Annotated in this window: 22 protein-coding genes; 9 read left to right on the top strand and 13 right to left on the bottom strand. The window is 73.1% G+C overall.

Going from position 1 to position 23379, the window contains the following annotated elements:
• Positions 1-246: 246 nt before the first annotated feature.
• From ACFY0X_RS20445 to ACFY0X_RS20430, 4 genes are all read left to right on the top strand, one after another.
• On the top strand, positions 247-924 hold the full coding sequence (locus ACFY0X_RS20445) for a response regulator transcription factor (protein ID WP_030257458.1): 678 nt from the start codon (positions 247-249) through the stop codon (positions 922-924).
• A gap of 63 nt (positions 925-987) precedes the next feature.
• Entirely contained in the window at positions 988-2532 is a 1545-nt protein-coding gene (locus ACFY0X_RS20440) for an ATP-binding protein (protein WP_387756515.1), read from the top strand.
• Positions 2529-2861: a hypothetical protein gene (locus ACFY0X_RS20435; RefSeq protein ID WP_387756513.1), complete on the top strand. Its 333-nt coding sequence runs from the start codon at positions 2529-2531 to the stop codon at positions 2859-2861. Before ACFY0X_RS20440 ends, ACFY0X_RS20435 begins: the two co-directional genes overlap by 4 nt.
• 99 nt (positions 2862-2960) lie before the next feature.
• Positions 2961-3623, top strand: coding sequence for a VanZ family protein (locus tag ACFY0X_RS20430; RefSeq protein WP_387756511.1), 663 nt, complete (start codon positions 2961-2963; stop codon positions 3621-3623).
• On the opposite strand, the gene ACFY0X_RS20425 is transcribed toward ACFY0X_RS20430, so the two are convergent.
• On the bottom strand, positions 3593-4270 hold the full coding sequence (locus ACFY0X_RS20425; protein ID WP_387756509.1) for a PhzF family phenazine biosynthesis protein: 678 nt from the start codon (positions 4268-4270) through the stop codon (positions 3593-3595). The genes ACFY0X_RS20430 and ACFY0X_RS20425 overlap by 31 nt on opposite strands.
• Before the next feature lie 147 nt (positions 4271-4417).
• On the opposite strand from ACFY0X_RS20425, the gene ACFY0X_RS20420 reads away from it, so the two are divergent.
• The gene (locus ACFY0X_RS20420; protein ID WP_387756507.1) at positions 4418-5014 is read left to right on the top strand and encodes a hypothetical protein; all 597 of its coding nucleotides are present in this window, start codon (positions 4418-4420) and stop codon (positions 5012-5014) included.
• Positions 5015-5102: 88 nt separating this feature from the next.
• Here the strand turns inward: ACFY0X_RS20420 and ACFY0X_RS20415 are convergent, their stop codons facing one another.
• Positions 5103-6488, bottom strand: coding sequence for a hypothetical protein (locus tag ACFY0X_RS20415; protein WP_387756505.1), 1386 nt, complete (start codon positions 6486-6488; stop codon positions 5103-5105).
• Between the two features lie 348 nt (positions 6489-6836).
• On the opposite strand from ACFY0X_RS20415, the gene ACFY0X_RS20410 reads away from it, so the two are divergent.
• On the top strand, positions 6837-7022 hold the full coding sequence (locus ACFY0X_RS20410; RefSeq protein WP_355267409.1) for a PspC domain-containing protein: 186 nt from the start codon (positions 6837-6839) through the stop codon (positions 7020-7022).
• 89 nt (positions 7023-7111) lie between these two features.
• Here ACFY0X_RS20410 and ACFY0X_RS20405 read toward each other — a convergent pair whose 3' ends face one another.
• From ACFY0X_RS20405 to ACFY0X_RS20395, 3 genes are all read right to left on the bottom strand, one after another.
• Entirely contained in the window at positions 7112-7474 is a 363-nt protein-coding gene (locus tag ACFY0X_RS20405) for a hypothetical protein (RefSeq protein ID WP_387756503.1), read from the bottom strand.
• 229 nt (positions 7475-7703) lie between these two features.
• Complete coding sequence (locus ACFY0X_RS20400) at positions 7704-8861, bottom strand: adenosine deaminase (protein WP_387756501.1); 1158 nt, start codon at positions 8859-8861, stop codon at positions 7704-7706.
• 130 nt (positions 8862-8991) lie between these two features.
• A complete protein-coding gene (locus ACFY0X_RS20395; protein WP_387756499.1) occupies positions 8992-9960 on the bottom strand; it encodes a LysR family transcriptional regulator in 969 nt (322 codons plus the stop codon).
• 92 nt (positions 9961-10052) lie between these two features.
• Here ACFY0X_RS20395 and ACFY0X_RS20390 point away from each other — a divergent pair, with 92 nt between their 5' ends.
• Positions 10053-11342: an MFS transporter gene (locus ACFY0X_RS20390; RefSeq protein WP_387756497.1), complete on the top strand. Its 1290-nt coding sequence runs from the start codon at positions 10053-10055 to the stop codon at positions 11340-11342.
• A gap of 26 nt (positions 11343-11368) precedes the next feature.
• Positions 11369-11923: a Uma2 family endonuclease gene (locus ACFY0X_RS20385; RefSeq protein WP_387756495.1), complete on the top strand. Its 555-nt coding sequence runs from the start codon at positions 11369-11371 to the stop codon at positions 11921-11923.
• 30 nt (positions 11924-11953) lie between these two features.
• Here the strand turns inward: ACFY0X_RS20385 and ACFY0X_RS20380 are convergent, their stop codons facing one another.
• The 8 genes from ACFY0X_RS20380 to ACFY0X_RS20345 all read right to left on the bottom strand — a co-directional run bounded on the left by ACFY0X_RS20380 (position 11954) and on the right by ACFY0X_RS20345 (position 22428).
• Positions 11954-13231 (bottom strand): thymidine phosphorylase, encoded by a 1278-nt coding sequence (locus ACFY0X_RS20380; protein ID WP_387756493.1) that lies wholly within the window; start codon positions 13229-13231, stop codon positions 11954-11956.
• A 106-nt stretch (positions 13232-13337) separates the two neighbouring features.
• Complete coding sequence (locus ACFY0X_RS20375; RefSeq protein WP_387756491.1) at positions 13338-13739, bottom strand: cytidine deaminase; 402 nt, start codon at positions 13737-13739, stop codon at positions 13338-13340.
• Positions 13736-15001, bottom strand: coding sequence for an ABC transporter permease (locus ACFY0X_RS20370; RefSeq protein ID WP_387756489.1), 1266 nt, complete (start codon positions 14999-15001; stop codon positions 13736-13738). The genes ACFY0X_RS20375 and ACFY0X_RS20370 overlap by 4 nt, the downstream gene beginning before the upstream one ends.
• Complete coding sequence (locus ACFY0X_RS20365; RefSeq protein ID WP_387756487.1) at positions 14998-16161, bottom strand: ABC transporter permease; 1164 nt, start codon at positions 16159-16161, stop codon at positions 14998-15000. The genes ACFY0X_RS20370 and ACFY0X_RS20365 overlap by 4 nt, the downstream gene beginning before the upstream one ends.
• Positions 16162-16164: 3 nt before the next feature.
• On the bottom strand, positions 16165-17691 hold the full coding sequence (locus ACFY0X_RS20360) for an ABC transporter ATP-binding protein (protein ID WP_387756610.1): 1527 nt from the start codon (positions 17689-17691) through the stop codon (positions 16165-16167).
• A 347-nt stretch (positions 17692-18038) separates the two neighbouring features.
• Positions 18039-19100, bottom strand: coding sequence for a BMP family protein (locus ACFY0X_RS20355; protein WP_387756485.1), 1062 nt, complete (start codon positions 19098-19100; stop codon positions 18039-18041).
• Positions 19101-19369: 269 nt separating this feature from the next.
• Positions 19370-20626 carry an amidohydrolase gene (locus ACFY0X_RS20350; protein WP_387756483.1) on the bottom strand — a complete coding sequence of 419 codons (1257 nt, stop codon included), beginning with the start codon at positions 20624-20626 and terminating at the stop codon, positions 19370-19372.
• A gap of 212 nt (positions 20627-20838) precedes the next feature.
• Positions 20839-22428 (bottom strand): methylmalonyl-CoA mutase, encoded by a 1590-nt coding sequence (locus ACFY0X_RS20345; RefSeq protein WP_387756481.1) that lies wholly within the window; start codon positions 22426-22428, stop codon positions 20839-20841.
• A gap of 129 nt (positions 22429-22557) precedes the next feature.
• Between ACFY0X_RS20345 and ACFY0X_RS20340 the strand changes: the two genes are divergently transcribed.
• Positions 22558-23313, top strand: a complete 756-nt coding sequence (locus ACFY0X_RS20340; protein WP_387756479.1) for an SDR family oxidoreductase — start codon at positions 22558-22560, stop codon at positions 23311-23313.
• Positions 23314-23379 lie beyond the last annotated feature (66 nt).

The following is a 23379-nucleotide window of genomic DNA, read 5'->3' as shown; positions in this document are numbered from 1 at the left end:
AGCGGTTCCGGTAGCCGCCCTCCAGCCGGCCTTGCGGCCCGCTGTCCTGCGGCGACATGGAAAATCCTGCCCGCCGGTTGTGATGGCGCTGTCCGCCGACTGTCACAGGGGTGTCACAGGAGCGGGTCGAACGTCCCGGTCCGCCTCCCTCCGTAGCGGACGCCGGTGGCGCCCGTTCCGGTTCCCGGGGGGCCGGTGATCGGTCCGGGGGGTGATTCGGGGCTGCGGGTGGGCCAAAATGGGGCCGTGCCTTTCCTCCTACTGATCGAGGACGACGACGCCATCCGGACCGGCCTCGAACTCGCTCTCACCCGCCAGGGCCACCGCGTGGCCACCGCCGCCTCCGGCGAGGACGGTCTGAGGCTCTTCAAGGAGCAGCGACCCGACCTGATCGTGCTGGACGTGATGCTGCCCGGAATCGACGGCTTCGAAGTCTGCCGCCGGATCCGCCGCACCGACCAGCTGCCGATCATCCTGCTGACCGCCCGCTCCGACGACATCGACGTGGTGGTGGGTCTGGAGTCCGGAGCCGACGACTACGTGGTGAAGCCGGTCCAGCCCCGCGTGCTGGACGCCCGGATCCGCGCGGTGCTGCGGCGCGGCGAGCGGGAGAGCTCGGACTCCTCGGCCTACGGCAGCGTGGTGATCGACCGCGCGGCGATGACCGTCACCAAGGACGGACAGGACCTCCAGCTCACCCCGACCGAGCTGCGGCTGCTGCTGGAGCTCAGCCGCCGCCCCGGCCAGGCGCTCTCCCGCCAGCAGCTGCTGCGGCTGGTCTGGGAGCACGACTACCTCGGCGACTCCCGGCTGGTGGACGCCTGCGTGCAGCGGCTGCGGGCCAAGGTCGAGGACGTGCCGTCCGCGCCGACGCTGATCCGCACCGTCCGGGGGGTGGGCTACCGGCTGGACCCGCCGGCCTGATCCCGAACGCCTCCCGACCAGCCCCCACCCGTCCCCTGAACTCCCGTATCACGACAGGCTCTTGTGACTGACCATCAGACGACTGCCCGGCGGTTCTCGACGGGCCGGTGGCGTCGGCTGCGCTCCCTGCGGGTGCGGCTGATCGCGGTGTTCGCGGCCGTCGCGCTGCTCGCCGCCGTCTCGGCCTCCGGCATCGCGTACTGGCTGAACCGCGACGCGGTGCTCAAGCGCGCCCAGGACACCGCGCTGAACGACTTCCGGGTGTCGCTCACCCGCAACGTCTCCGAGCTGCCGCTGAACGCGAGCTGCCCGGAGCTGGCCTCGCTGGCGTCCACCGTGGCCAGCTCCGGCCTGACCTACGACGTGGTGGTGGTCGACCCGGCGCACCCGGAGTGCACGGCCTCCTCCGACCCGGCGAACTTCACGCTCGCCGACGTCCCGACCGCCCTGCAGGCCACCGTCGCCAGGCCGCGCGAGGTCACCGAGAACAACCCGTTCCCGTACCACCTGTACTGGCAGCGGCAGAACCTGGAGGGCCGGCCGTTCGTGATCGGCGGCACCAAGGTGGTGCCGAGCGGCCCGACGGCGTACATGTTCAAGTCGCTGGAGAACGAGCGGGCCGACCTCAACACGCTGGGCTGGTCGCTGGCCATCGCCACGCTGCTCGCGCTGATCGGCTCGGCGCTGCTCGCCCAGGCCGCCTCGGCGACCGTGCTGCGGCCGGTCAAGCGGCTCGGGGACGCCGCCCGGCGGCTCGGCGAGGGGCGCCTGGACACCCGGCTGGAGGTCGAGGGCTCGGACGAACTCGCCGACCTGGCGAGGACGTTCAACCGGGCCGCGGAGTCCCTGCACGAGCAGGTCGAGGAGCTGAGCGCGCGCGAGGCGCAGAGCCGGCGGTTCGTCGCCGACATGTCGCACGAGCTGCGCACCCCGCTGACCGCGATGACCGCCGTGACCGACATCCTGGAGGACGAGGCCGAGTCGCTGGACCCGATGATCGAGCCGGCCGTCCGGCTCGTGGTCAGCGAGACCCGGCGGCTGTCCGACCTGGTGGAGAACCTGATGGAGGTGACCCGCTTCGACGCCGGCACCGCCAAGCTGGTCGCCGACGAGGTGGACGTCGCCGACCTGATCATGTCCTGCATCGACGGGCGGGCCTGGTACGACGCGGTCGAACTGGACGCCCCGCGCGGCATCCTGGCGGTGGTCGACCCGCGCCGGCTCGACGTGGTCTTCGCCAACCTGATCGGCAACGCGCTGAAGCACGGCGGCTCGCCGGTGCGGGTGAAGGTCCGGCAGGACGGGGAGTCGGTCGTGGTCGAGGTCTCCGACAGCGGGCCGGGCATCCCGGAGGACGTGCTGCCGCACGTCTTCGACCGGTTCTACAAGGCGGACCGGGGGCGGGCGCGCTCGGAGGGCAGCGGTCTCGGCCTGTCGATCGCGATGGCCAACGCGCAGATACACGGGGGGACGATCACGGCGGCGAACGGGGAGGTCGGCGCGGTGTTCACCCTGACCCTGCCGCTGGCCCCGCCGCCTCCGCCGTCCGCGGGCGGGGCCGAGGGCGGCCCCGCCGGCGACGCCGCCGAGGACAAGGACGCCACGTGACCCCCCGCACCGACACCGCCGTCCCCCGCACCGTCCTGCGCCGCGGCGCGGGCGTGCTGCTGCTGCTCGCGCTGGCCTCCGGCTGCGGCATCCGGCCGACCGCCGTACCGGTCGACGCCGGCGCGCCCGCCAGCCGGACGGCCTGCCCGACCACCCCGCACATACCGCCGGCCCTGGCCACCCCGCCGGGACCGGCCCCGACCACGACGCCGGCCCGCGGCGGCAAGGCGGCCGCGAGCCCGAGCCCGTCGCCCACCCCGGTGGCGCCGGGCAGTCCGCCGCCGGACAACGTGTTCGGCGCGGTGCCGACGGCCTCGCCCTGCAAGTAGGCCGCCGGGAAGGGGGCGGGAAGGGCGGCGGGGGGCGCGTCCTGGAATGTTCACGCCCGGCGTGGAACCGACGTGGCGTCGGCCCACGTCCTTCCCCCCGTGCAGCGAGATGGCACCAGGACACGCGACGAGCGTTCCGGCGCGGGGACCGAGAGCAGCCCGGCGGCGGCCGTCCACCGTCCCCTGCGGTTGGCCGGGCTGGCGGGCCTCACCGGCCACCTGGCGCTGGTGCTCTGGCTGGTCCTGAGACCGCTGCCGGTGGCCTGGGTGTACGACGCCAACCTGACGCCGCTCGCCTCGCTCCGCTCCTCCAGCGCCTGGCAGGTGCTCGGCGAGCTCCTGCTGCTGGCCCCGCTCGGCGTCCTGCTGCCGCTGGCCGGCGGCCGGCTCCGGGCCCCCTGGCTGCCGTCCTTCCTGCGCACCACCGGCGTCTCCGCGCTGCTGGCGACCGCGCTGGAGTTCCTCTCCTCCTGGGCGCCCGGGCACGTCCTCAACGTGGACCACATCCTGTTCGCCGCGGCCGGCGTGGCCGTCGCCCACCTCGCGCTCGTCCCCGGCCTGCGGCTCCTGCTGCGGGACCGGCGGCCCCGGGCGCCCCGGCGGGCGGTGCGCTCCGTGCCGCCGGTACCCACCGCCGGCTCCGTCCCGGCCGTCGGCTCCATCGCCGCCGTCGCGGCCGTCGCCTCCGTCACGGCCGTCACGGCCGTCGCACCCGCCGCCCGGCGGCGCGCCTACGCCGAGCCGACGCCGCCGACCGGCTGAGGCCCCCGGCCGCGGACCACCCGGCCGCCGACCTCGACCAGCCCGCCCGGGCGCGGACCGGCCAGCAGCAGCGATCCCCGCCCCTGGGTGACGGTCAGCGCCCGGCCGAGGCTCGCGGCCAGCAGCAGCGCGGCCGCGCCGGTGGCCTCGTCCTCGTCGATCCCGTCGCCCCGCCCGGGGAAGGCCCGGGCCCGTACGGTGCCGGCCGCCTCGTCCTGCCAGGCCCAGGCGTAGACCCACTCCCCCGGCAGCGGCACCTCCAGCGCCTCCACCTCGGCCGCCGAACCGTACTGCCGCAGCGTGCGCCCCGGGGCCCACTCCGGCCGGGCCGCGATCCGGGTCAGCCCGTCCTCGCGCCGCACCGCCACCTCTCCGGCGGCCGTGACCAGCCGGTCCACCCCGAGCAGCCAGGCGGCGCCCACGCACGGATGGCCGGCGAACGGCAGGCGCACCGACGGGGTGTAGATGTCGATCTCGCCGCGCTCCGGATCGTCGACGAACACCGTCTCGCTGAAGCCGAGTCCGCGTGCGATCCGCTGCCGGTCCGCGCGCTCCGGCACGGCGGCGCCGTCGCGCACCACACCGAGCGCGTTCCCCTGGCTCCCGTCGGGCCCGCAAAAGACCCGCAGCACCTCAAACTCCGTCATTTCCCACCTCGTCGACTTCCGCTGCGGCACAGCGCAATGACACCGTGACGCAAAGGCGGAGACGGATGTCGGCCGCCTCCAGTACTGTGCGCTCTCGTCCCCGAACGGTGCCCGCCGTTTTCGTCTTCCCCTTCCCAGGAAATCTCCTTGAACAATCTCGACTTCAACGCCGAACCGCTTTTCTCCTGGTACGTCGTCGCACTGGCGGTCAGCGGCGTCATCATGGTGGTCCTCGGGGCCGTCGCCGGCGGGATGAAGGTCGGCCTGCGCATCCTCAACGTCGTCATCGGCCTCGCGTTCCTGGGGTACGCCTACTACCTGGCGTTCGTCTTCGAGGGCGGCACGTACACCATCTTCTTCAAGGTGTTCATCCTGCCGGTCCTGATGATCGTCGCCTCGGTGAAGGCGCTGGTCGAGCGCGGCAACGCCAAGCAGCAGCAGGCCGCCCAGGCGGCCGCCGCGTTCAACCCGAACGCGCCGTTCAACCCCAACGCCCCGCAGGCGCCGTTCAACCCCAACGCCGCCCAGGCCCCGCAGGCGCCGTTCAACCCCAACGCCCCGCAGGCGCCGTACGCCCCGCAGCCGGGCGCTCCCGTCCCGCCGCCGGCCGGTGCCCCCGTCCCGCCGGTCGCTCCGCCGGCCCCGCCGCAGGGCGCCGCACCGTACCAGCCGGGTCTGCCGCCGCAGCCGGTCGCGGACAACCCGTACGCGCAGCCGCAGCCGCCGCAGCACCCGGTCGGCTGACCGCGCCGTACGGCCGTCACGGAACCGACCGAGGCCCGTCCGACCCCGCCACCCGGCGGGGACGGGCGGGCCTCGCCGTCCTCCGGGGTCAGTTCCCGGCGCCGCGCCGCACGCGGTCGCGGCGCCGCGCCACCACCAGGGTGCCGACGCCGAGGGCGATCGCGGCCGCACCGGTGACCGCCATCGGCTCCGCCGCCGTCCCGCCACCGGTGGAGGCCAGCCGGGGGTCGGCGGCCGGGGCCGCGACGGCGGCCGTCCGCACGCCGCCCACCGCCGGGCTCGGCACCCCCGAGGAGGCCGTCGCGGGGCCGACCGGGGCGGTGGGCGACTCCGCCGCCTCCGGGGCCGGGTCGGGGTCCGGGACGGCGCGAGCGGGCACCGCGGTGGCGCGCGTCGCGGGCACGGTGATGAAGTCGGCCGCCGGGCCGTCCGCCTCGGCCGCGCTCTCGCCCGGCTCCGGCAGGGTGCCCGAGACGGCGACCAGGGACTCGAAGAGGATCGGCGCGTCCTTGGTGAAGGCCAGCCGGAGGTCGACGGTGCGGCTCTCGCCCTTCGCCAGCGCGACGACGTCGGCGTTCCGATCCCCGGTCCGCAGCCCGAAGTACAGCCAGGTCGGGTGCTCCGGGCTGCCGCCCGGGGTGGCTTCCCGCCACTGGCCGTCGGCGGTGCGGAACTCCAACACGACGGTCTGCGGGGGGAGTTCGTCCACCCCCTGGAACACCACCGCGGGCACCACCCGCAAGCCCCGGCCGCTCCGGTTGGTGAGGACCAGCCGGAACGGCTTCGCCTCCCCGCCCACCGTGAACGCGGTCGGCACACCGTCGAACCCGACCCGGGCGGTGGCCGCCGGGGCGGCCGGCGTGGCGCTCGGTGGGGTGCTCGGCGCCGCCGCCGGGGCGATGAGCAGGTCCGGGTAGCCGCTGCCCGCCTCGGCGGCGCGCTGCTCCGGCGGCAGGGCCGGGTCCGAGACCACGGAGTTGAAGCCCGGCGCCACCCGCCCGGCCGGGGCGTCGGCGGTGACGGTGAGCCGCAGCCGGTAGCCCGCCTCGGCACCGGCAGGCAGCGACAGCACGGCGGGCTGGTCGAGCGTCCAGAAGGCGCCGACGCCCCCCGCGCTCACCCTGGCGTCCAGCCACTGGGTGCCGCCGGGCGGCCGGTACTCCAGCCGGAAGTGGCCCTGCCCGGCGCCGGCGCCGGTGTCGGCGACCACGAAGGCCGAGGAGGGGACGTCCAGCCGGTGGTCGGCGGTGTTCCGGAGCGTCGCGGTGAACTCCACCGGCGCGCCACCGGCCTGGACGGTGCCGGGAAGGCCGCTGAAGGTGATCGTGACCGGCGAGGGGCGGGACTGGGAGCCCGGGGCCGCCGCGACGGCCTCCGGCGCGGCGAGGACGGCCAGGGCCCCGGCGGCGGCCAGGCCGGAGGCCAGCGTGACGGCGGCGGTCGCGGTCAGGAATCTGCGATGCCGAATGTGCAATTCAACCCCACGAGAGAATTCGGGACAGAACCCATCAGGACGTGAAATCGCTTGCACGAGAGGTCGTTTCCACGACGAAGTCGGGCTCTTCCGTCCGCCCCCCGGCCGACCGCGATCGGCAGCATCCTACCGAGCCGACTCCGGACGTTCGGACGGGCCCGGCCGGACTTCCGGCCCCCGTCCCTCAGGGTCACCCTGAGGAGGACCCCGACATTCGGCTACGCCTCCCCGGTGACCCTTCGGGGCCCGGAATCACCTGCCGGACGGAGGACTGGGGGCGGGTGGCGGCGGAGTATGGAAGCAGCCCGCCGGACCGGCCGGACCGGGCCGCCACCGTACGGAGAAATCATGAGCGCGCGCCTCGCCCGTCCCCGCCACAACCGCGTGATCGCCGGCGTCTGCGCCGGGATCGCCGAACGCTTCGGCCTGACCCCGTGGACCGTCCGGCTGATCTTCCTGCTCTCCTGCCTGCTCCCCGGCCCCCAGTTCCTCCTCTACCTGGCCCTCTGGCTGCTGCTCCCCCAGGAACCGTGAGCCCGGCGGCCCCGCGCACAGAGCGACGGGCCGCCCACTCCCGGGGTCTCCGGGAGTGGGCGGCCCGTCGCCGTGCCGTGGGCTCCGGCTCAGCCGCCCAGGCCCGGGAGCAGGCCGGTCAGCCCGCCGATCGGGGTCTTGTCCAGTCCGGGGATGGACGGGACGGCGGCGCGCTGCTGGGTGACACCGGCCAGCGGGGTGTCACCGGCGGGGACGGCCTTGCCGACGCTCGGGGCGAGGGTGCCCAGGGTGTCGGTCACCTTGCCGGTGGCGGGCAGCTTGCCGGCGGTGTCGGTGACCGCACCGGTCACCGCCGGGTTCGTCAACACGCCGGTGGGCAGCCCGAGGCCGCCGGCCGCCTGGCCGTCAGCCGCGGACGCGGTACCGGCGCCGACCGCCGCGATGGCGATGCCGAGCGCCGCGGTGCCGGCGGCCTTGAGAGCCTGCTTCATGGTTGGTCCCCTTTGGATCCTCGTCGGTGGCCGGGTTCACGCACGGGACCGGCGGACGTGCGACCGCCCGCCGCGACGTGTCGGCAATGACGGGCACACCGTAGTGAGCAGGTCGCGCGGCGACCAAAGGGCGTTCACTCACCCGAGTGACTAGTCGGATGAACACCAACTCCCCTCCAGGAGAGCGGTGTTCATCCGACGGGCGGGGCGGGCACACCGCGCCAGCGGCTCAGTTGCCGCCGACACCCCCGCTGAACAGCCACTCCGCCTTCAGCTCGGCGTAGCCCGGCTTGATCACGTCGTTGATCATCGCCAGCCGCTCGTCGAAGGGCAGGAACGCGGACTTCATCGCGTTCACCGTGAACCACTCCAGGTCGCCCAGGGTGTAGCCGAAGGCGTCCACCACGTGGCCGAACTCCCGGCTCATGCTGGTGCCGCTCATCAGCCGGTTGTCGGTGTTCACGGTGACCCGGAACTTCAGCCGGCTGAGCAGCCCGATCGGGTGCTCGGCGTACGAGGCGGCGGCGCCGGTCTGGATGTTGGAGGTCGGGCACATCTCCAGCGGGACGCGCTTGTCGCGCACGTACGCGGCCAGTCGGCCGAGTTCGACCGTGCCGTCCTCGCCCACCGTGATGTCGTCGACGATCCGCACGCCGTGGCCGAGCCGGTCGGCGCCGCAGCACTGCAGGGCCTCCCAGATCGACGGCAGGCCGAAGGCCTCGCCCGCGTGGATGGTGAAGTGGTTGTTCTCGCCCTTGAGGTAGTCGAAGGCGGCCTGGTGGCGGGTGGGCGGGTAGCCGGCCTCGGCACCGGCGATGTCGAAGCCGACCACGCCGCGGTCCCGGTAGCGGTTGGCCAGTTCGGCGATCTCGGTGGAGCGGGCGGCGTGCCGCATCGCGGTCAGCAGGGTGCCGACGCGGATGCGGTGGCCGGCCTCGCGGGCGTTGGCCTCGCCGAGGCGGAAGCCCTCCTGGACGGCCTCGACGACCTCGTCCAGGCTCAGTCCGGCCTCCAGGTGCTGCTCGGGGGCGTAGCGGACCTCGGCGTACACGACGCCGTCGGCGGCCAGGTCCTCGGCGCAGTCCGCGGCGACCTTGACCAGCGCCTCACGGGTCTGCATCACGGCGCAGGTGTGCGCGAAGGTCTCCAGGTAGCGGACCAGCGAGCCGGAGTCGGCGGCCTCGCGGAACCACTCGCCGAGCTCCTTGGGGTCGGTGGTGGGCAGGCCCTGGTAGCCGCAGGCGGCGGCCAGCTCGACCACGGTCTCCGGGCGCAGCCCGCCGTCCAGGTGGTCGTGCAGGAGGACCTTCGGCGCGCGGAGGATCTGGTCGGGGGTGGGGATGCGCGGGCCGGTGCCCGCGGTGGTGACGGGGATCTGCTGTTCCATTGCGGAAATATAGCCCCTACGCGCGTAGACCGACCACCGCGCGCACCGCCGGATGGTCCAAACCCGTCCCGGAATTCCACCGCCCGGTCCATACGATCCGCCAAAGCGCCGCCCGCCCCCGGCGACGGCCTCAGTCGTGGTGCAGCAGCCGCCCGCGCCGGGACAGCACGAAATCCCGGAACGCCCGCGCCGGCGGCGTCAGCGGCCGCCCCGCCGCCCAGGCCAGCCCGACCGCCCGCCGGGTGCGCGGTGCCGTCACCTCCAGCTCCACCACCCCCGGCCGCGCCACCAGGGCCGGCGGCAGCAGCGCCACCCCCAGCCCGGCCGCCACCAGCCCGCGCAGCGTCTCCGCCTCCTCCCCCTCGAACGCCAGCCGCGGGACGAACCCGGCCTGCGCGCAGAAGCCGTCCGTGATCACCCGCAGCCCGTACCCCTGCTCCAGCCCGACGAACGGCTCCTCGGCCACCTCCGCCAGCCGGATCCGCCGCCGCCCGGCCAGCCGGTGGTCCGCCGGGACGACCAGGTGCAGCCGCTGCTCGTCCAGCGGGCGGGCGGCGAACGCCGGGTCGTCCGGCAGCGGCGCGACCAGGCAGAGGTCCAACTCCCCGGCCCGCAGCCGCTCCAGCATCGCCGCGCCGTAGTCCTGCACCAGCTGGAAGCGCACCCGCGGGTGCTCCGCGCGGAAGCCGCGCAGCAGCGCCGGCACCGCGTCCGGCCCCATCGTGTGCAGGAACCCGAAGGCCACCAGGCCCCCCGCCGGGTCCGCCTCCGCCCGGGCCGCCGCCGCACCGCGCTCGACCTCGGCCAGCGCCCGCTCCACCGAGGCCAGCAGCAGCCGACCCGCCCTGGTCAGCCGCACCGTACGGCCCTGCCGGGCCAGCAGGTCCACCCCCAGCTCCTCCTCCAGCCGGGCCACCGCGCGCGACAGCGTCGGCTGCGGCACCCCGAGCAGCGCGGCCGCCCGGGTCACGTGCTCCAGCCGGGCCACCGCGGCGAACTGCGCCAGCCGGGGCGCCAGCAGCACGGCCGGCTCCTCCGGCCCCAACTCGGCCTCCCGGTACCGCTGATCGCCGCCGTCCACCGGTTCCGGACCGGACATCCCGCCACCACCTCGACTCATACGACAGTGCATCGATCATCCATGCTTCATGCATTGGACGCATCAAGCGCGCCGGTCCTACGGTCGAGGACATGCAGCCCTCCAGTACCAGGGCATCCGTGGCCGCCCCGGATGCCCCCGCCACCGCCCCCTCCTCCGCCGCCATCTCCGGAGACGACCGCCACCGCCCCGGCGGGCGCGCCTTCCGCCGCGCCAACCTCGCCCTGTTCGCCGCCGGGGTCGCGACCTTCGTCCTGCTCTACTCCACCCAGGGCCTGCTGCCGGTCCTCTCGGCCGACCTCGACCTCACCCCCGGCCAGGCCAGCTGGACGGCCTCCGCCGCCACCCTCGGCCTCGCCCTCGGGCTGCTCCCGGCCAGCGCGCTCTCCGACCGGTACGGCCGCACCGCGGTGATGACCGCCTCCACCCTCGCCGCCTCCGTGCTCGCCCTCGCGCTGCCCTTCGCGCCGGACCTCACCACCCTCGTCGCGCTGCGGGCCCTCCAGGGCGCCGCCCTCGCCGGGCTCCCGGCCACCGCCATGGCCTACCTCGCCGAGGAGGTCCACCCCAGCGCGCTGCCCTCCGCGATGGGCCTGTACGTGGCCGGCAACAGCATCGGCGGGATGGGCGGCCGGCTGCTCTCCGGCTGGACCGCCGCCGGGCTCGGCTGGCGCTGGGGCCTCGCCGCCTCCGCCGTCCTCGCGCTGCTCGCCACCCTCGCCTTCCGGCTGCTGATCCCCGCCGCCCGGCACTTCACCCCGGCCCCGGTGGACGCCCGCGCGCTCGCCCGGACCGTCGGGCGGCACCTGCGCAACCCGCTGCTGGTGCGGCTGTACCTGCTCGGGATGCTGTTCATGGCGGTGTTCGGCGCGGTCTACAACACCGTCGGCTACCGGCTGATCGGCTCGCCGTTCCACCTGCCGGAGTCGGTCGCCGCCTCGATCTTCGTGGTCTACCTGGTCGGCACCGGCACCTCCGCCGCGGCCGGCCGGCTCTCCGGCCGCCTCGGCCGGCGCGGCGCCCTCTACGTCTCCATCGGCGTGACCGCGGCCGGCCTGCTGCTCTCCCTCGCCCAGTCCCTGGTCTGCGCCCTGCTCGGCCTGGTCCTGATCACCGCCGGCTTCTTCGCCGGCCACGCCACCGCCTCCTCCTCGGTGGGCCGCACCGCCACCGAGGGCCGCGCCCAGGCCTCCGCCCTCTACCTGATCGCCTACTACCTGGGCAACAGCCTGGGCGGCACCCTCGGCGCCGACGCCTACCACGCCACCGGCTGGCCCGGCGCCGCCACCGTCGGCCTCGCCGCCATGGCCCTCGCCGCCGCCGTCACCCTCTACGCCACCCGCCAGGCCCACGCGGCCCGGCGGACGGTCGCGGACGCTTGACAGCCACCGCCGATAAACTCCGGAACATGAGCATCGATCCTGCTGTGTACGCCCGGCTGCTCGAAATCGCGGATCAGCTGCCGAAGGTGCCGGGGATAGGGAAGATCGAGATCGCCGACGGCCAGATCGTCATGATGATGTCGCCCGTGAAGCGCCACGAACTCGCGGTGCTGCGCCTTTCCCGACAGCTCAACGCCCAGTTGTCGGCCACCCACCCGGGCCACATCGCGTACCACGGTGCGGATCTCCAGGACGCGGGGCTCGGCCAACTGCGCAACCCCGACCTGATGGTGTTCCCCGAGGCGACCCTGGAGGGCGAGCAGCGGGCGGTCCTGCCGCACGAGGTGCTGCTCGTCGTGGAGATCGTCTCGAAGTCCAACCCCGAGAACGACTACCACGACAAGGTTCGCGACTACTCGGCGATGGGGATTCCGTTCTACCTGCTCGTCGATCCCCGCACGGGCACCGGAATCGTGCACTCGGAACCCGGTTACGAGGCCCGGGAGAAGTTCGTGTTCGGCGACCACGTCGCCGTGGGCCCCTGGACGCTCGACACCAGCGGTCTGCTCACGTACGCCTGATCCGGCGTACGCGAGCAGACCCCGGGACCGTCAGGCGATGCGGTCCAGCACGATCGGGTTCGGGGTGAAGGCGGTGCCCGCCGGGGCGACCTCGATGCCGCCGGCCAGGGCCTCGACCGCGTAGTCGAAGCGCTCCGGGGTGTCGGTGTGGAGGGTCAGCAGGGGCTGGCCGGCCACCACCGTGTCGCCGGGCTTGGCGTGCATCTCGACGCCGGCGCCGGCCTGGACCGGGTCCTCCTTGCGGGCGCGGCCGGCGCCCAGGCGCCAGGCGCAGACGCCGACGGCGTAGGCGTCCAGCGCGGTGAGCACGCCGGAGGCGGGCGCCGGGATGACGTGCTGCTCGCGGGCGACCGGGAGCGGGGCGTCGACGTCGCCGCCCTGGGCGGCGATCATGCGGCGCCAGTGGTCCATCGCGGAGCCGTCCCGCAGCGCGTCCGCCGGGTCCTTGCCGTGCACGCCGGCCGCGGCGAGCATCTCGCGGGCGAGCGCCAGGGTCAGCTCCACGACGTCGGCCGGGCCGCCGCCCGCGAGCACCTCCAGGGACTCCCGGACCTCCAGCGCGTTGCCCGCGGTGAGGCCGAGCGGGGTGGACATGTCGGTGAGCAGGGCGACGGTGTTGACCCCGGCGGTGGTGCCCAGGCCGACCATGGTGCGGGCGAGCTCGCGGGCGTCGTCCAGGTTCTTCATGAACGCGCCGGAGCCGACCTTGACGTCCAGGACGAGCGCGCCGGTGCCCTCGGCGATCTTCTTGGACATGATCGAGGAGGCGATCAGCGGGATGGCCTCGACGGTGCCGGTGACGTCGCGCAGCGCGTACAGCTTCTTGTCGGCCGGCGCGAGGCCGTCGCCGGCGGCGCAGATGACCGCGCCGGCGTCGCGCAGCACGTCCATCATCTCCTCGTTGGAGAGCAGGGCGCGCCAGCCGGGGATGGACTCCAGCTTGTCCAGGGTGCCGCCGGTGTGGCCGAGGCCGCGGCCGGACAGCTGCGGGACGGCGGCGCCGCAGGCGGCCACCAGCGGGGCGAGCGGCAGGGTGATCTTGTCGCCGACGCCGCCGGTGGAGTGCTTGTCGCTGGTGGGCAGCGGCAGCGAGGAGAAGTCCATCCGGACGCCGGAGCGGATCATGGCGTCGGTCCAGCGGCTGATCTCGCGCGGCCCCATCCCGTTCAGCAGGATCGCCATCGCCAGGGCGGACATCTGCTCGTCGGCGACCTCGCCGCGGGTGTAGGCGTCGATGACCCAGTCGATCTGAGCGTCGCTCAGCTCTCCGCGGTCGCGCTTGGTCCTGATGACGGAGATGACGTCCATGCGTGCTCCAAGAGGGGTTTCAAAAAGCGTCAAAAGCGAAGAGTGCCGCGAGATGACCTGGTTCCGGCCCACTCGCGACACTCTACGCGCGTAACAGAAAAGGATGCTAGAGCCGCTCCGGCCCGAACGCGTCGGGCAGGACCTCGCTCATCGGCTTCACGCCCGAGGCCAGTTCGATCAGCAGCTCCGGCCCGCCGTGCTCGTAGAGCAGCTGGCGGCAGCGCCCGCACGGCATCAGCAGGTCGCCGGCGCCGTCCACGCAGGTGAAGGCGACCAGCCGGCCGCCGCCGGAGGAGTGCAGCGCGGACACCAGCCCGCACTCGGCGCACAGCCCCAGCCCGTACGAGGCGTTCTCGACGTTGCAGCCGGTGACCACCCGGCCGTCGTCCACCAGTGCGGCCGCGCCGACCGGGAACCTGCTGTACGGCGCGTACGCGTGGCCCATCGCCTCGCGCGCCGCCGTCCGCAGCAGCTCCCAGTCGACCGGGCCGGCGGCCGGGGCCGTCACTTGCCCTGCCCCTTGCGGTAGATCTGGCCGTCCGCCTTCGGCATCCGCAGCCGTTGCGAGGCCAGCGAGAGCACCACCAGGGTGATCAGGTACGGCGTGGCGACGATCAGCGGGCGCTGCACCTGCTCGGTGAACGCGTACCAGCAGATCAGGCCCGCGGCCGCCGCGGTGGTGACCGCCGTCGAGACGTACTTGCGGCGGTACAGGTTCCAGAGCGCCAGCAGGACCATCGCGATGCCGACGATCAGGATCAGCACGTGCACCGACTCCGGGTCGCGGAGCTGGAGGCTGTCGGTGAAGCCGAACAGGCCGGCGCCCATGGCGAGGCCGCCGGGCATCCAGTTGCCGAAGATCATCGCGGCCAGGCCGATGAAGCCGCGGCCGGCCGTCTGGCCGTCCTTGTAGAAGTGCGCGGCGACCAGCGAGAGGTAGGCACCGCCGAGGCCCGCGAACGCGCCGGAGGCGACGACCGCGAGGTACTTGTACTTGTAGACGTTGACGCCCAGCGACTCGGCGGCGGTGGGGTTCTCGCCGCAGGAGCGCAGCCGCAGGCCGAATACCGTGCGCCAGAGCGCGAAGTAGCTGACCACGATCAGCACGGCGGCGAGCACCACGACCACCGAGAGCTTGGTGACCATGCCGCCGAGCACCCCGGCGAGGTCCGAGACGAAGAACCAGTGGTGGCTCTCGATGTCCTTCAGCCCGGAGGACAGGCCCGGGATGGTGATGTACGGCAGCGGGTCCGCCGGCGGGGACTGGTTCTGGCCGGCGCCGGCCGAGACGTAGTCCTTGTAGTAGATCCGGTTGACGTACGCGCAGATGCCGGGGATCAGCAGGTTGATGCCGACGCCGGAGACGATGTGGTCGACGCCGAAGGTGACGGTGACGACCGCGTGCAGCAGGCCGCCGAGCGCGCCGCCGGCCATGCCGGCCAGCAGGCCGACCCACGGGTTGACCAGGTAGCCCGCCCAGGCGCCGCAGAAGGTGCCGGCGACCATCATGCCTTCGAGACCGATGTTGACCACACCGGCCCGCTCGGACCAGAGGCCGCCGAGACCGGCCATGCCGATCGGCACGGCCGCGCCCAGCGCGGCGGTGACCTGCCCGGAGGAGGTCAGCGAGTGGTTGCCGGTGGCCAGGCCCACGGCGGAGAACAGGACCAGGGCGCCCGCGATCAGGAGCAGGACGACCGGCCAGGACAGCTTGCGCTTCTTCGCGGGCGCGCCCGGCGCCTTCGGACGAGCAGCGGTGGCGGTACTCATGCCGACACCTCCTTCTTCTCAGTGGCCGCGAGCTGGGCGGCGAGCTGGGCGCCGACCTTCTGCTGCTGGCGCTTCAGGCCGTAGCGGCGCACCAGCTCGTACGCGACGACGACGCAGATGACGATGGTGCCCTTCATGACGTCGACGATCTCGAACGGGAACTCGCCGTTCAGGGGCAGCGGGAGCACCGAGCCGGACGCGTCCAGGAAGGCGAACAGCAGCGCCGCGAAGGCGATGCCGATCGGGCTGTTCCGGCCGAGCAGGGCGATCGAGATGCCCAGGAAGCCCAGGTTCTGCTGGAAGGTCTGGCCGAAGTAGTACGAGTTCTGCAGCAGTTCGGGCAGACCGATCAGACCGGCGATCGCACCGGAGACGATCATCGAGATGACGACCATCTTCTTGACGTTCACGCCGGACGCGGTCGCGGCGGACTCCGAGCGGCCGGTGGCCCGCAGGTCGAAGCCGAAGCGGGTGCGGGTCAGCACGAACTGGAAGACCACGCCGACCAGGACGGCGACGACCAGGAAGCCCCAGAGCCTGCCGCCGTCCGTCTCGATCGAGAAGAAGTGGCTGGACTCCGAGATCTTCTCGGTCTGGATCGAGTTGCTGGTGCCGCTCACCTTGGGCGCGAAGATGCCCGGGACGAGCAGCACGCCGACGATCGCGGTGGCGATCGCGTTCAGCATGATGGTCGAGATGACCTCGCTGACGCCGCGGTAGACCTTCAGCAGACCGGCGATGCTCGCGTACAGGCCACCGACCAGCATGGCGGTGATCAGCAGCAGCGGGATCTGGATGAAGGCCGGCAGGTCGAGCCGGCTGCCGACGAAGGCCGCGAACAGCGCCGCGACCTTGTACTGGCCCTCGACGCCGATGTTGAACAGGTTCATCCGGAACCCGAACGCCGCGGCCGCGGCGGCCAGGTAGTACGTGGTGGTCCGGTTGATGATGTTCACCTGGCCGTCCGACTTGGTGGCGTACGTGATCATCACGTTCCACGCGTCGAACGGGTTCTTGCCCGAGGTCGCCAGCAGCACCGAGCAGATGGCGACGGAGAGCACGATCGCGAGCACCGGCGCCGCCAGGGCGAGCACGATCCGCTCGCCGCTGAACCGCTGCGCCAGGCCGGGCTTCGCGGCGGCGGGGTTGGGACTGGTCATGGGTTACTCCCCCGCCTGCGGGTCGTCGGCGGTGTCGGTGTGCGAGTGCTGGCCCTCGGCCTCGGTGCCCTCGGCGGCGACGGCCTGCGCCTCGGCGACGGCCTCCGGCTCGGACTCCAGGTGGCCGCTGGCGGCACCGGTCATCGCGGTGCCGAGGTCCTCGGCGGTGACGGTGGCCGGGTCGGCGTCGGCGACCAGGCGGCCGCGGTAGATCACCCGGATGGTGTCGGACAGGCCGATCAGTTCGTCCAGGTCCGCGGAGATCAGCAGGACGGCCAGGCCGGCCCGCTGGGCGACCCGGATGTGCTCCCAGATCTGCGCCTGCGCGCCGACGTCCACACCGCGGGTGGGGTGGGCGGCGATCAGCAGCTTGGGCTGGTGGCTCATCTCGCGGCCGATGATCAGCTTCTGCTGGTTGCCGCCGGAGAGCGAGGCCGCGGTGACCTCGATGCCGGGGGTGCGGACGTCGTACTCCTCGACGATCCGCTGGGTGTCCACCCGGGCGGCGGCCGGGTCGAGCAGCACGCCCTTGGAGTTGGGCGCCTCGGTGACGTGCCCGAGCATGCGGTTCTCCCAGAGCGGAGCCTCCAGCAGCAGGCCGTGCCGGTGGCGGTCCTCGGGGATGTAGCCGATGCCGGCCTCGCGGCGGGCCCGGGTCTGGACGCCGGAGAGGTCCTTGCCGTCCAGGGTGACGGTGCCGGCGTTCAGCGGCAGCATGCCCATCACGGCCTCGACCAGCTCGGCCTGGCCGTTGCCCTCGACACCGGCGATGCCGAGGATCTCGCCCTTGTGGATGCGCAGCGAGACGTCGTCCAGGACGACGCGCTCGACGCCCTCGGCGTCGGTCTTGGCGATCCGCAGGCCGTCGACGTCGAGCATCACGGCGTCGGTGACGGTCGACTCGCGGCTCTCCGGGGAGGGCAGCTCGGCGCCGACCATCAGCTCGGCGAGCTGGCGGGCGGTGACGGCCTTCGGGTCGGCGTCGCCGACCGTGGTGCCGCGCCGGATGACGCTGATCGCGTCGGCCACCGCGAGCACCTCGTGCAGCTTGTGCGAGATGAAGATGACGGTGACGCCCTCGGACTTGAGCTCGCGCAGGTTGTCGAACAGCGCGTCGACCTCCTGCGGCACGAGCACGGCCGTGGGCTCGTCGAGGATCAGGATCTTGGCGCCGCGGTACAGCACCTTGAGGATCTCGACGCGCTGGCGGTCGGCGACGCCGAGGTCCTCGACCAGGGCGTCCGGGCGCACGCCCAGGCCGTACTGGTCGGAGATCTCCTTGATCTTCGCCTTGGCCTTGGCGCCGATGCCGTGGATCTTCTCGCCGCCGAGGACGACGTTCTCCCACACCGTGAGGTTGTCGGCGAGCATGAAGTGCTGGTGCACCATGCCGATGCCGCGGGAGATGGCGTCGCCCGGGGTGTTGAACTCGCACAGTTCGCCGTTGATCGCGATGGTGCCCTCGTCCGGCTTCTGCATGCCGTAGAGGATCTTCATCAGCGTCGACTTGCCGGCGCCGTTCTCACCCATCAGGGCGTGCACGGTGCCGGTGCGGACGGTGAGGTTGATGTCGTGGTTGGCCACGACACCGGGGAAGCGCTTGGTGATGCCGCGCAGTTCGACGGCCAGTGTCGCCGTCCCCGCGCTGGGGGTGCCGTCCTCGCGCAGGGGGACGGGGTCGGATGCGGTGATGGCGATCTCCTGGTGGTCTGGAGGCGCGACGTTGCGCTCGGAGGGCCAAGGGGGAACGTGGGAGACGGAACGGGGCCCGGGGGTACGCGTTGAGCGCACCCTGCCGGGCCCCTCCCGTGAACTGTGTGGACGCGTCGCGCTGCCGGGCAGGCGGCAGGCGCCGCGGCGTCCGGGACGCGCGGTGCTTACTTGACCGGCGCGGTCGGGATGGTGGTGGCGCCGGACTTGATCGCGTCGGCGGCGGCCTTCAGCTTGTCCTGGATGTCGTCGATCTTGCCGCCGGTGGTGGCGAGCGAGACACCCTCGGCCTTCAGGTCGAACAGCTTGACGCCGGTCGGGCTCTGGCCCTGCTTGACCGACTGGACGTACGAGAACACCGCGGTGTCGACGTTCTTGACCATCGAGGTCAGGATGCTGTTCTTGTACTTCGCCAGGGCCGGCTGGCTGGCCTGGTCGGAGTCGACGCCGATGGCCAGCGCGCCCGACTTGTTGGCGACGGCCTCGATGGCACCGTTGCCGGAGGAGCCGGCGGCGGTGTAGATGACGTCCGCGCCCTTGTCGAGCTGGCCCTGGGCGGCCTCCTTGCCCTTGTCGGGCGAGGCGAAGCCGGTGAAGTCCGGCGGGGTGGTCAGGTAGGTGGTCTCGACCGTGATGTTCGGGTCGACGGACTTCACACCCGCGGTGTAGCCGGCCTCGAACTTCTTGATCAGCTCGGACTGCACGCCGCCGATGAAGCCGACGTGCTTGGCCTTCGACTTGTTCGCGGCGGCGACGCCGGCCAGGTACGAGCCCTCCTGCTCGGCGAAGAGCAGCGAGGTGACGTTGGCCGGCTGGTCCTTGTCGTTCGAGTCGATGATCGCGAACTTGACGCCCGGGTTGTCCTTGGCGACCTTGTTGACCGCCTGCTGGTAGACGAAGCCGACCGCGACGATGGTCTTGTAGCCACCGTCGATCAGGTTCTTGAGGCGGGTCTCCTTGTCGGCCTCGGCCTCGCCCTGCTTGGCCTCGGCCTCGGTCACGGAGACGCCCAGCTCGGACTTGGCCTTGTCGAGGCCACGGGCGGCGGAGTCGTTGAACGACTGGTCGCCGCGGCCGCCGATGTCGTAGGCCATGCCGACCTTGATCGAGCCGTCGCCCGAGCCGGAAGAGGAGGAGGTGTCGGTGCTCTTTGCGCCGCAAGCGGCGAGCGAGGCCATGCCCAGGGAACCCGAGAGCACAACCGCGGCGAGCTTCATTGAACGGCGCAAGGGGATATCTCCTTCTACACGCAACCGTTTGGCGTGGTCGGACGCCACCGTAACGCGCGTAGAACACGGTTGTGTTACGGGGTGCCGGAGCATTCGGGTTGTTATCAAACCGTGGTCTGATGCTCGCCCCGAGGCTCTGTCCCCTGCGCGGACGGTGGTCCGAGGTCGGTCCGGCCAGTCTACGGAACGGTTCCGGAACCCCCGGGTCCGCGCGCTCCGCCCGTGTCGGCCGCACCGCCCCGGGTCCGTCGCCGGCTGTCGCCGCGCCGTCAGCTGCCGTCCGCCTCCAGGGCCAGCGCCGAGAACAGCTCCACGCCGATGCCGATCGACCGTTCGTCCACGTCGAAGCGGCCCTGGTGCAGGTCCCGGACGGTGGCGTCGCCGGGGGCGCGGACGCCCAGCCGGGCCAGGGCGCCCGGGGCGTGCTCCAGGTACCAGGAGAAGTCCTCGCCGCCCAGGCTCTGTTCGGTGCCCTCCACGACCACGGCGCCGTCCCGGCCGAAACGGTCGTTCATCACCTCGTCCAACCGGGCGACCGAGACCGCCTCGTTGACCACCGGCGGCACCCCGCGGTGGTAGTCCAGCGTCCACTTGGCCCGGTGGGTCTCGGCCAGCTTGGCGATCAGCTCGTGCAGCAGGTCCGGCGCCTCGCGCCAGCCGTCCAGCTCCAGGCAGCGGACGGTGCCCTCCAGCTCGGCGTGCTGCGGGATGACGTTGGCCGCGGAGCCGGAGGCGATCCGCCCCCAGACCAGGCTGACGCCCCAGCGCGGGTCCATCCGGCGGGCCAGCGCGCCCGGGAGGTCGGCGGCCGTCCGGGCGACGGCGGTGACCAGATCGGTGGTCAGGTGCGGACGGGCGGTGTGCCCGCCGGGACCGTCCAGGTGGAGCACCAGGCGGTCGCAGGCCGAGGTGATCGCCCCGACCCGCAGCGCGATCCGGCCGACCTCCACCTTCGGGTCGCAGTGCACCGCGAAGATCCGCCCGACGCCCGCCATCCCGCCGGCCTTGATCACGTCCAGCGCGCCGCCCGGCATGACCTCCTCGGCGGGCTGGAACACCAGCCGGACGGGGCGGCGCAGTTCGCCGGTGCGGGCGGCCTCGGCCAGCACCAGGCCGGTGCCGAGCACCACCGAGGTGTGCACGTCGTGGCCGCAGGCGTGGGCCCGGCCGGGGACGGAGGAGCGGTACGGCACGTCGGTCTTGGCGTCGTCGATCGGCAGCGCGTCGATGTCGGCGCGGAAGGCCAGGAACTCCGTGCCCGGGGCGGTGCCGGGCGGGACGATGTCGACGAGCATGCCGGTGCCGCCCGGCAGCACCCGGGGTTCGAGGCCGGCCGCCACCAGCCGGTCGCGCAGCAGCCCGGTGGTTCGGAACTCCTGGCGGCCCAGCTCCGGGTGCCGGTGCAGATCACGGCGGAAGGCGATCAGCTCGGGCTCCAGCGCCCGTACCCGGTCGCGCAGATCGGCGGCGGGACGTGCGACGGCGAGAGTGGTGGCGCCCGACTGAGCGGGCTCAGGACGGTTCATCTCGCCAATCGTAGGCCTGTTGGGGGGATTTGGCCCGACTTCCGGAAAATTAGTCTCCGGATGGGTGCATACCGGCCGGACACGTGGGTATGACATCTTGTTTCAGCCGCCTTCCCCGGGTTGCGTGCCCTGTGCAACGATCCCTCCGGCCGGCGGTCACGGCCGCCACCGCCAGGACGCGACCCGCGGGTTGACGGCCGTTCAGCGGGAGGTCAGAAGCGCTCCACCGGGGCGTACGTCCCCCACACCCCGCGCAGCGCGTCGCACACCTCGCCGACGGTGGCCCGGGCGGCCAGCGCCTCCTTCATCGGGTACAGCACGTTCCCCGTCCCCTCGGCGGTGCGGCGCAGCGCGTCCAGCGTCCGGGTGACGGCGCCGGCCGAGCGCTCGGCCCGCAGCCGGGCCAGCCGCCGCGCCTGCCGCCGCTCGATCGCCGGGTCCACCCGCAGCGGCTGGTACGGCTCCTCCGTGTCCGACCGGAAGCGGTTGACGCCGACCACGGTCCGCTCACCGGAGTCGGTCTCCTGCTGGAGCCGGTAGGCGGTGCGCTCGATCTCGCCCTTCTGGAACCCGCGTTCGATCGCGGCCACCGCACCGCCCTGCTCCTCGATCCGGTCCATCAGCGCCCGCGCGGCGTCCTCCAGCTGGTCGGTGAGCGACTCCACGGCGTAGGAGCCGGCGAACGGGTCCACGGTGGCGGTCACGTCGGTCTCGTACGCGAGCACCTGCTGGGTGCGCAGGGCGAGCCGGGCGGCCTTCTCGGTGGGCAGCGCGATCGCCTCGTCGAATCCGTTGGTGTGCAGCGACTGGGTGCCGCCGAGCACCGCGGCGAGCGCCTGGACGGTGACCCGGGCCAGGTTGACCTCGGGCTGCTGGGCGGTGAGCTGCACTCCCGCGGTCTGGGTGTGGAAGCGCAGCATCTGCGAGCGCGGGTCCCGGGCGCCGAATCCGTCCCGCATGATCCCGGCCCAGATCCTGCGCGCCGCGCGGAACTTGGCCACTTCCTCCAGCAGGGTCGTACGGGCAACGAAGAAGAACGAGAGCCGGGGCGCGAAGTCGTCCACGGCCATCCCGGCGGCGAGCGCGGTACGGACGTAGGCGATGCCGTTGGCCAGGGTGAAGGCGACCTCCTGCGCGGGGTCGGCGCCGGCCTCGGCCATGTGGTAGCCGGAGATGGAGATGGTGTTCCAGCGCGGGATCTCGGCCCGGCAGTACCGGAAGACGTCGGCGACCAGCCGCAGCGAGGGCTGCGGCGGGAAGATGTACGTACCGCGGGCGATGTACTCCTTCAGCACGTCGTTCTGGACCGTGCCGGTGAGCGCCGCCGGCGCCACCCCCTGGGCCTCGGCGACCAGCCGGTAGAGGAGCAGGAGCAGGGCGGCGGGCGCGTTGATGGTCATCGAGGTGGACACGTCGCCGAGCGGGATGCCGTCGAACAGCTCCGCCATGTCGTCGACGCTGTCCACGGCGACGCCCACCCTGCCGACCTCCCCGGCGGCGAGCGGCGCGTCCGAGTCGTAGCCCATCTGGGTGGGCAGGTCGAAGGCGACCGAGAGGCCGGTGCCGCCGCCGGCGATCAGCTGCCGGTAGCGGGCGTTGGACTCGGCGGCGGTGCCGAAGCCCGCGTACTGGCGCATCGTCCAGGGGCGGCCGGTGTACATCGTCGGGTAGACGCCCCGGGTGTACGGGTACTCCCCCGGCCGGCCCAGCCGGGCGCCGGCGTCCCAGCCCGCCAGGGACTCGGGCCCGTACAGCGGCTCGATCCCGAAGCCCGACTCGGCGCGGCGCGGCTCGGCTGCCATGGGTGCCTCCTGCGGAACTGGGAGCAAGGTCCTCGCGGTGTCTCGCAATGTAGGGCCTGACCGGCCCGCCGGGGCGGCGACGCGGTTGAGATGATCGGGTGAACGACCGATGAGCCCCAGGGAGTGGCAATGACCGAGCAGAAGGTGGCCGTGGTCACCGGTGCCAGCAGCGGGATCGGCGCGGCGACCGCCCGCCGGCTGGCCGCCGAGGGTTTCGACGTGGTGCTGACCGCCCGCCGGACCGACCGCGTCGAGGCGCTGGCCAAGGAGATCGCCGACGGGGGCGGCTCCGCCCGGGCGGTCACCCTGGACGTCACCGACCGGGCCGCGGTGGACGCCTTCGCGGCCGCGGTGGGCCGGGTGGACGTCCTGGTGAACAACGCCGGCGGCGCGATCGGCGCCGAGACCGTCGAGCACGGCGACCCGGCCGACTGGCGGGCCATGTACGAGGTGAACGTGCTCGGCGTGCTGCACGTGACCCAGGCCCTGCTGCCGGCCCTGCGGGCCACCGGCGACGGCACGGTCCTGGTGCTCTCCTCGACCGCCGCGCTGGCCGCGTACGAGGGCGGCGGCGGGTACGTCGCCGCCAAGCACGCCGCGCACACCATCGCCGCCACGCTGCGGCTGGAGCTGTGCGGGGAGCCGATCCGGGTGATCGAGATCGCGCCCGGCATGGTGAAGTCCGAGGGCTTCGCGGTCACCCGCTTCCGCGGCGACGAGGAGAAGGCCGCCGCGGTCTACGCGGGCGTGGCCGAGCCGCTCACCTCGGAGGACGTCGCGGACACCGTGGCGTGGGCGGTCACCCGGCCCTCGCACGTGAACATCGACCTGCTGGTGGTCCGCCCCCGGGCGCAGGCCGCCAACCACAAGGTCCACCGCGGCTGAGCCGGGGCCCGCCCCGAGGGGCGGGCCGACGACCGCGGGGAGGGCGCTGACGTGCAGGTGTCAACG

It is taken from the genome of Kitasatospora sp. NPDC001547 (assembly GCF_042894165.1).
In the GTDB taxonomy this organism is placed as follows: domain Bacteria; phylum Actinomycetota; class Actinomycetes; order Streptomycetales; family Streptomycetaceae; genus Kitasatospora.
This window is presented reverse-complemented; position numbering and strand designations above follow the sequence as displayed.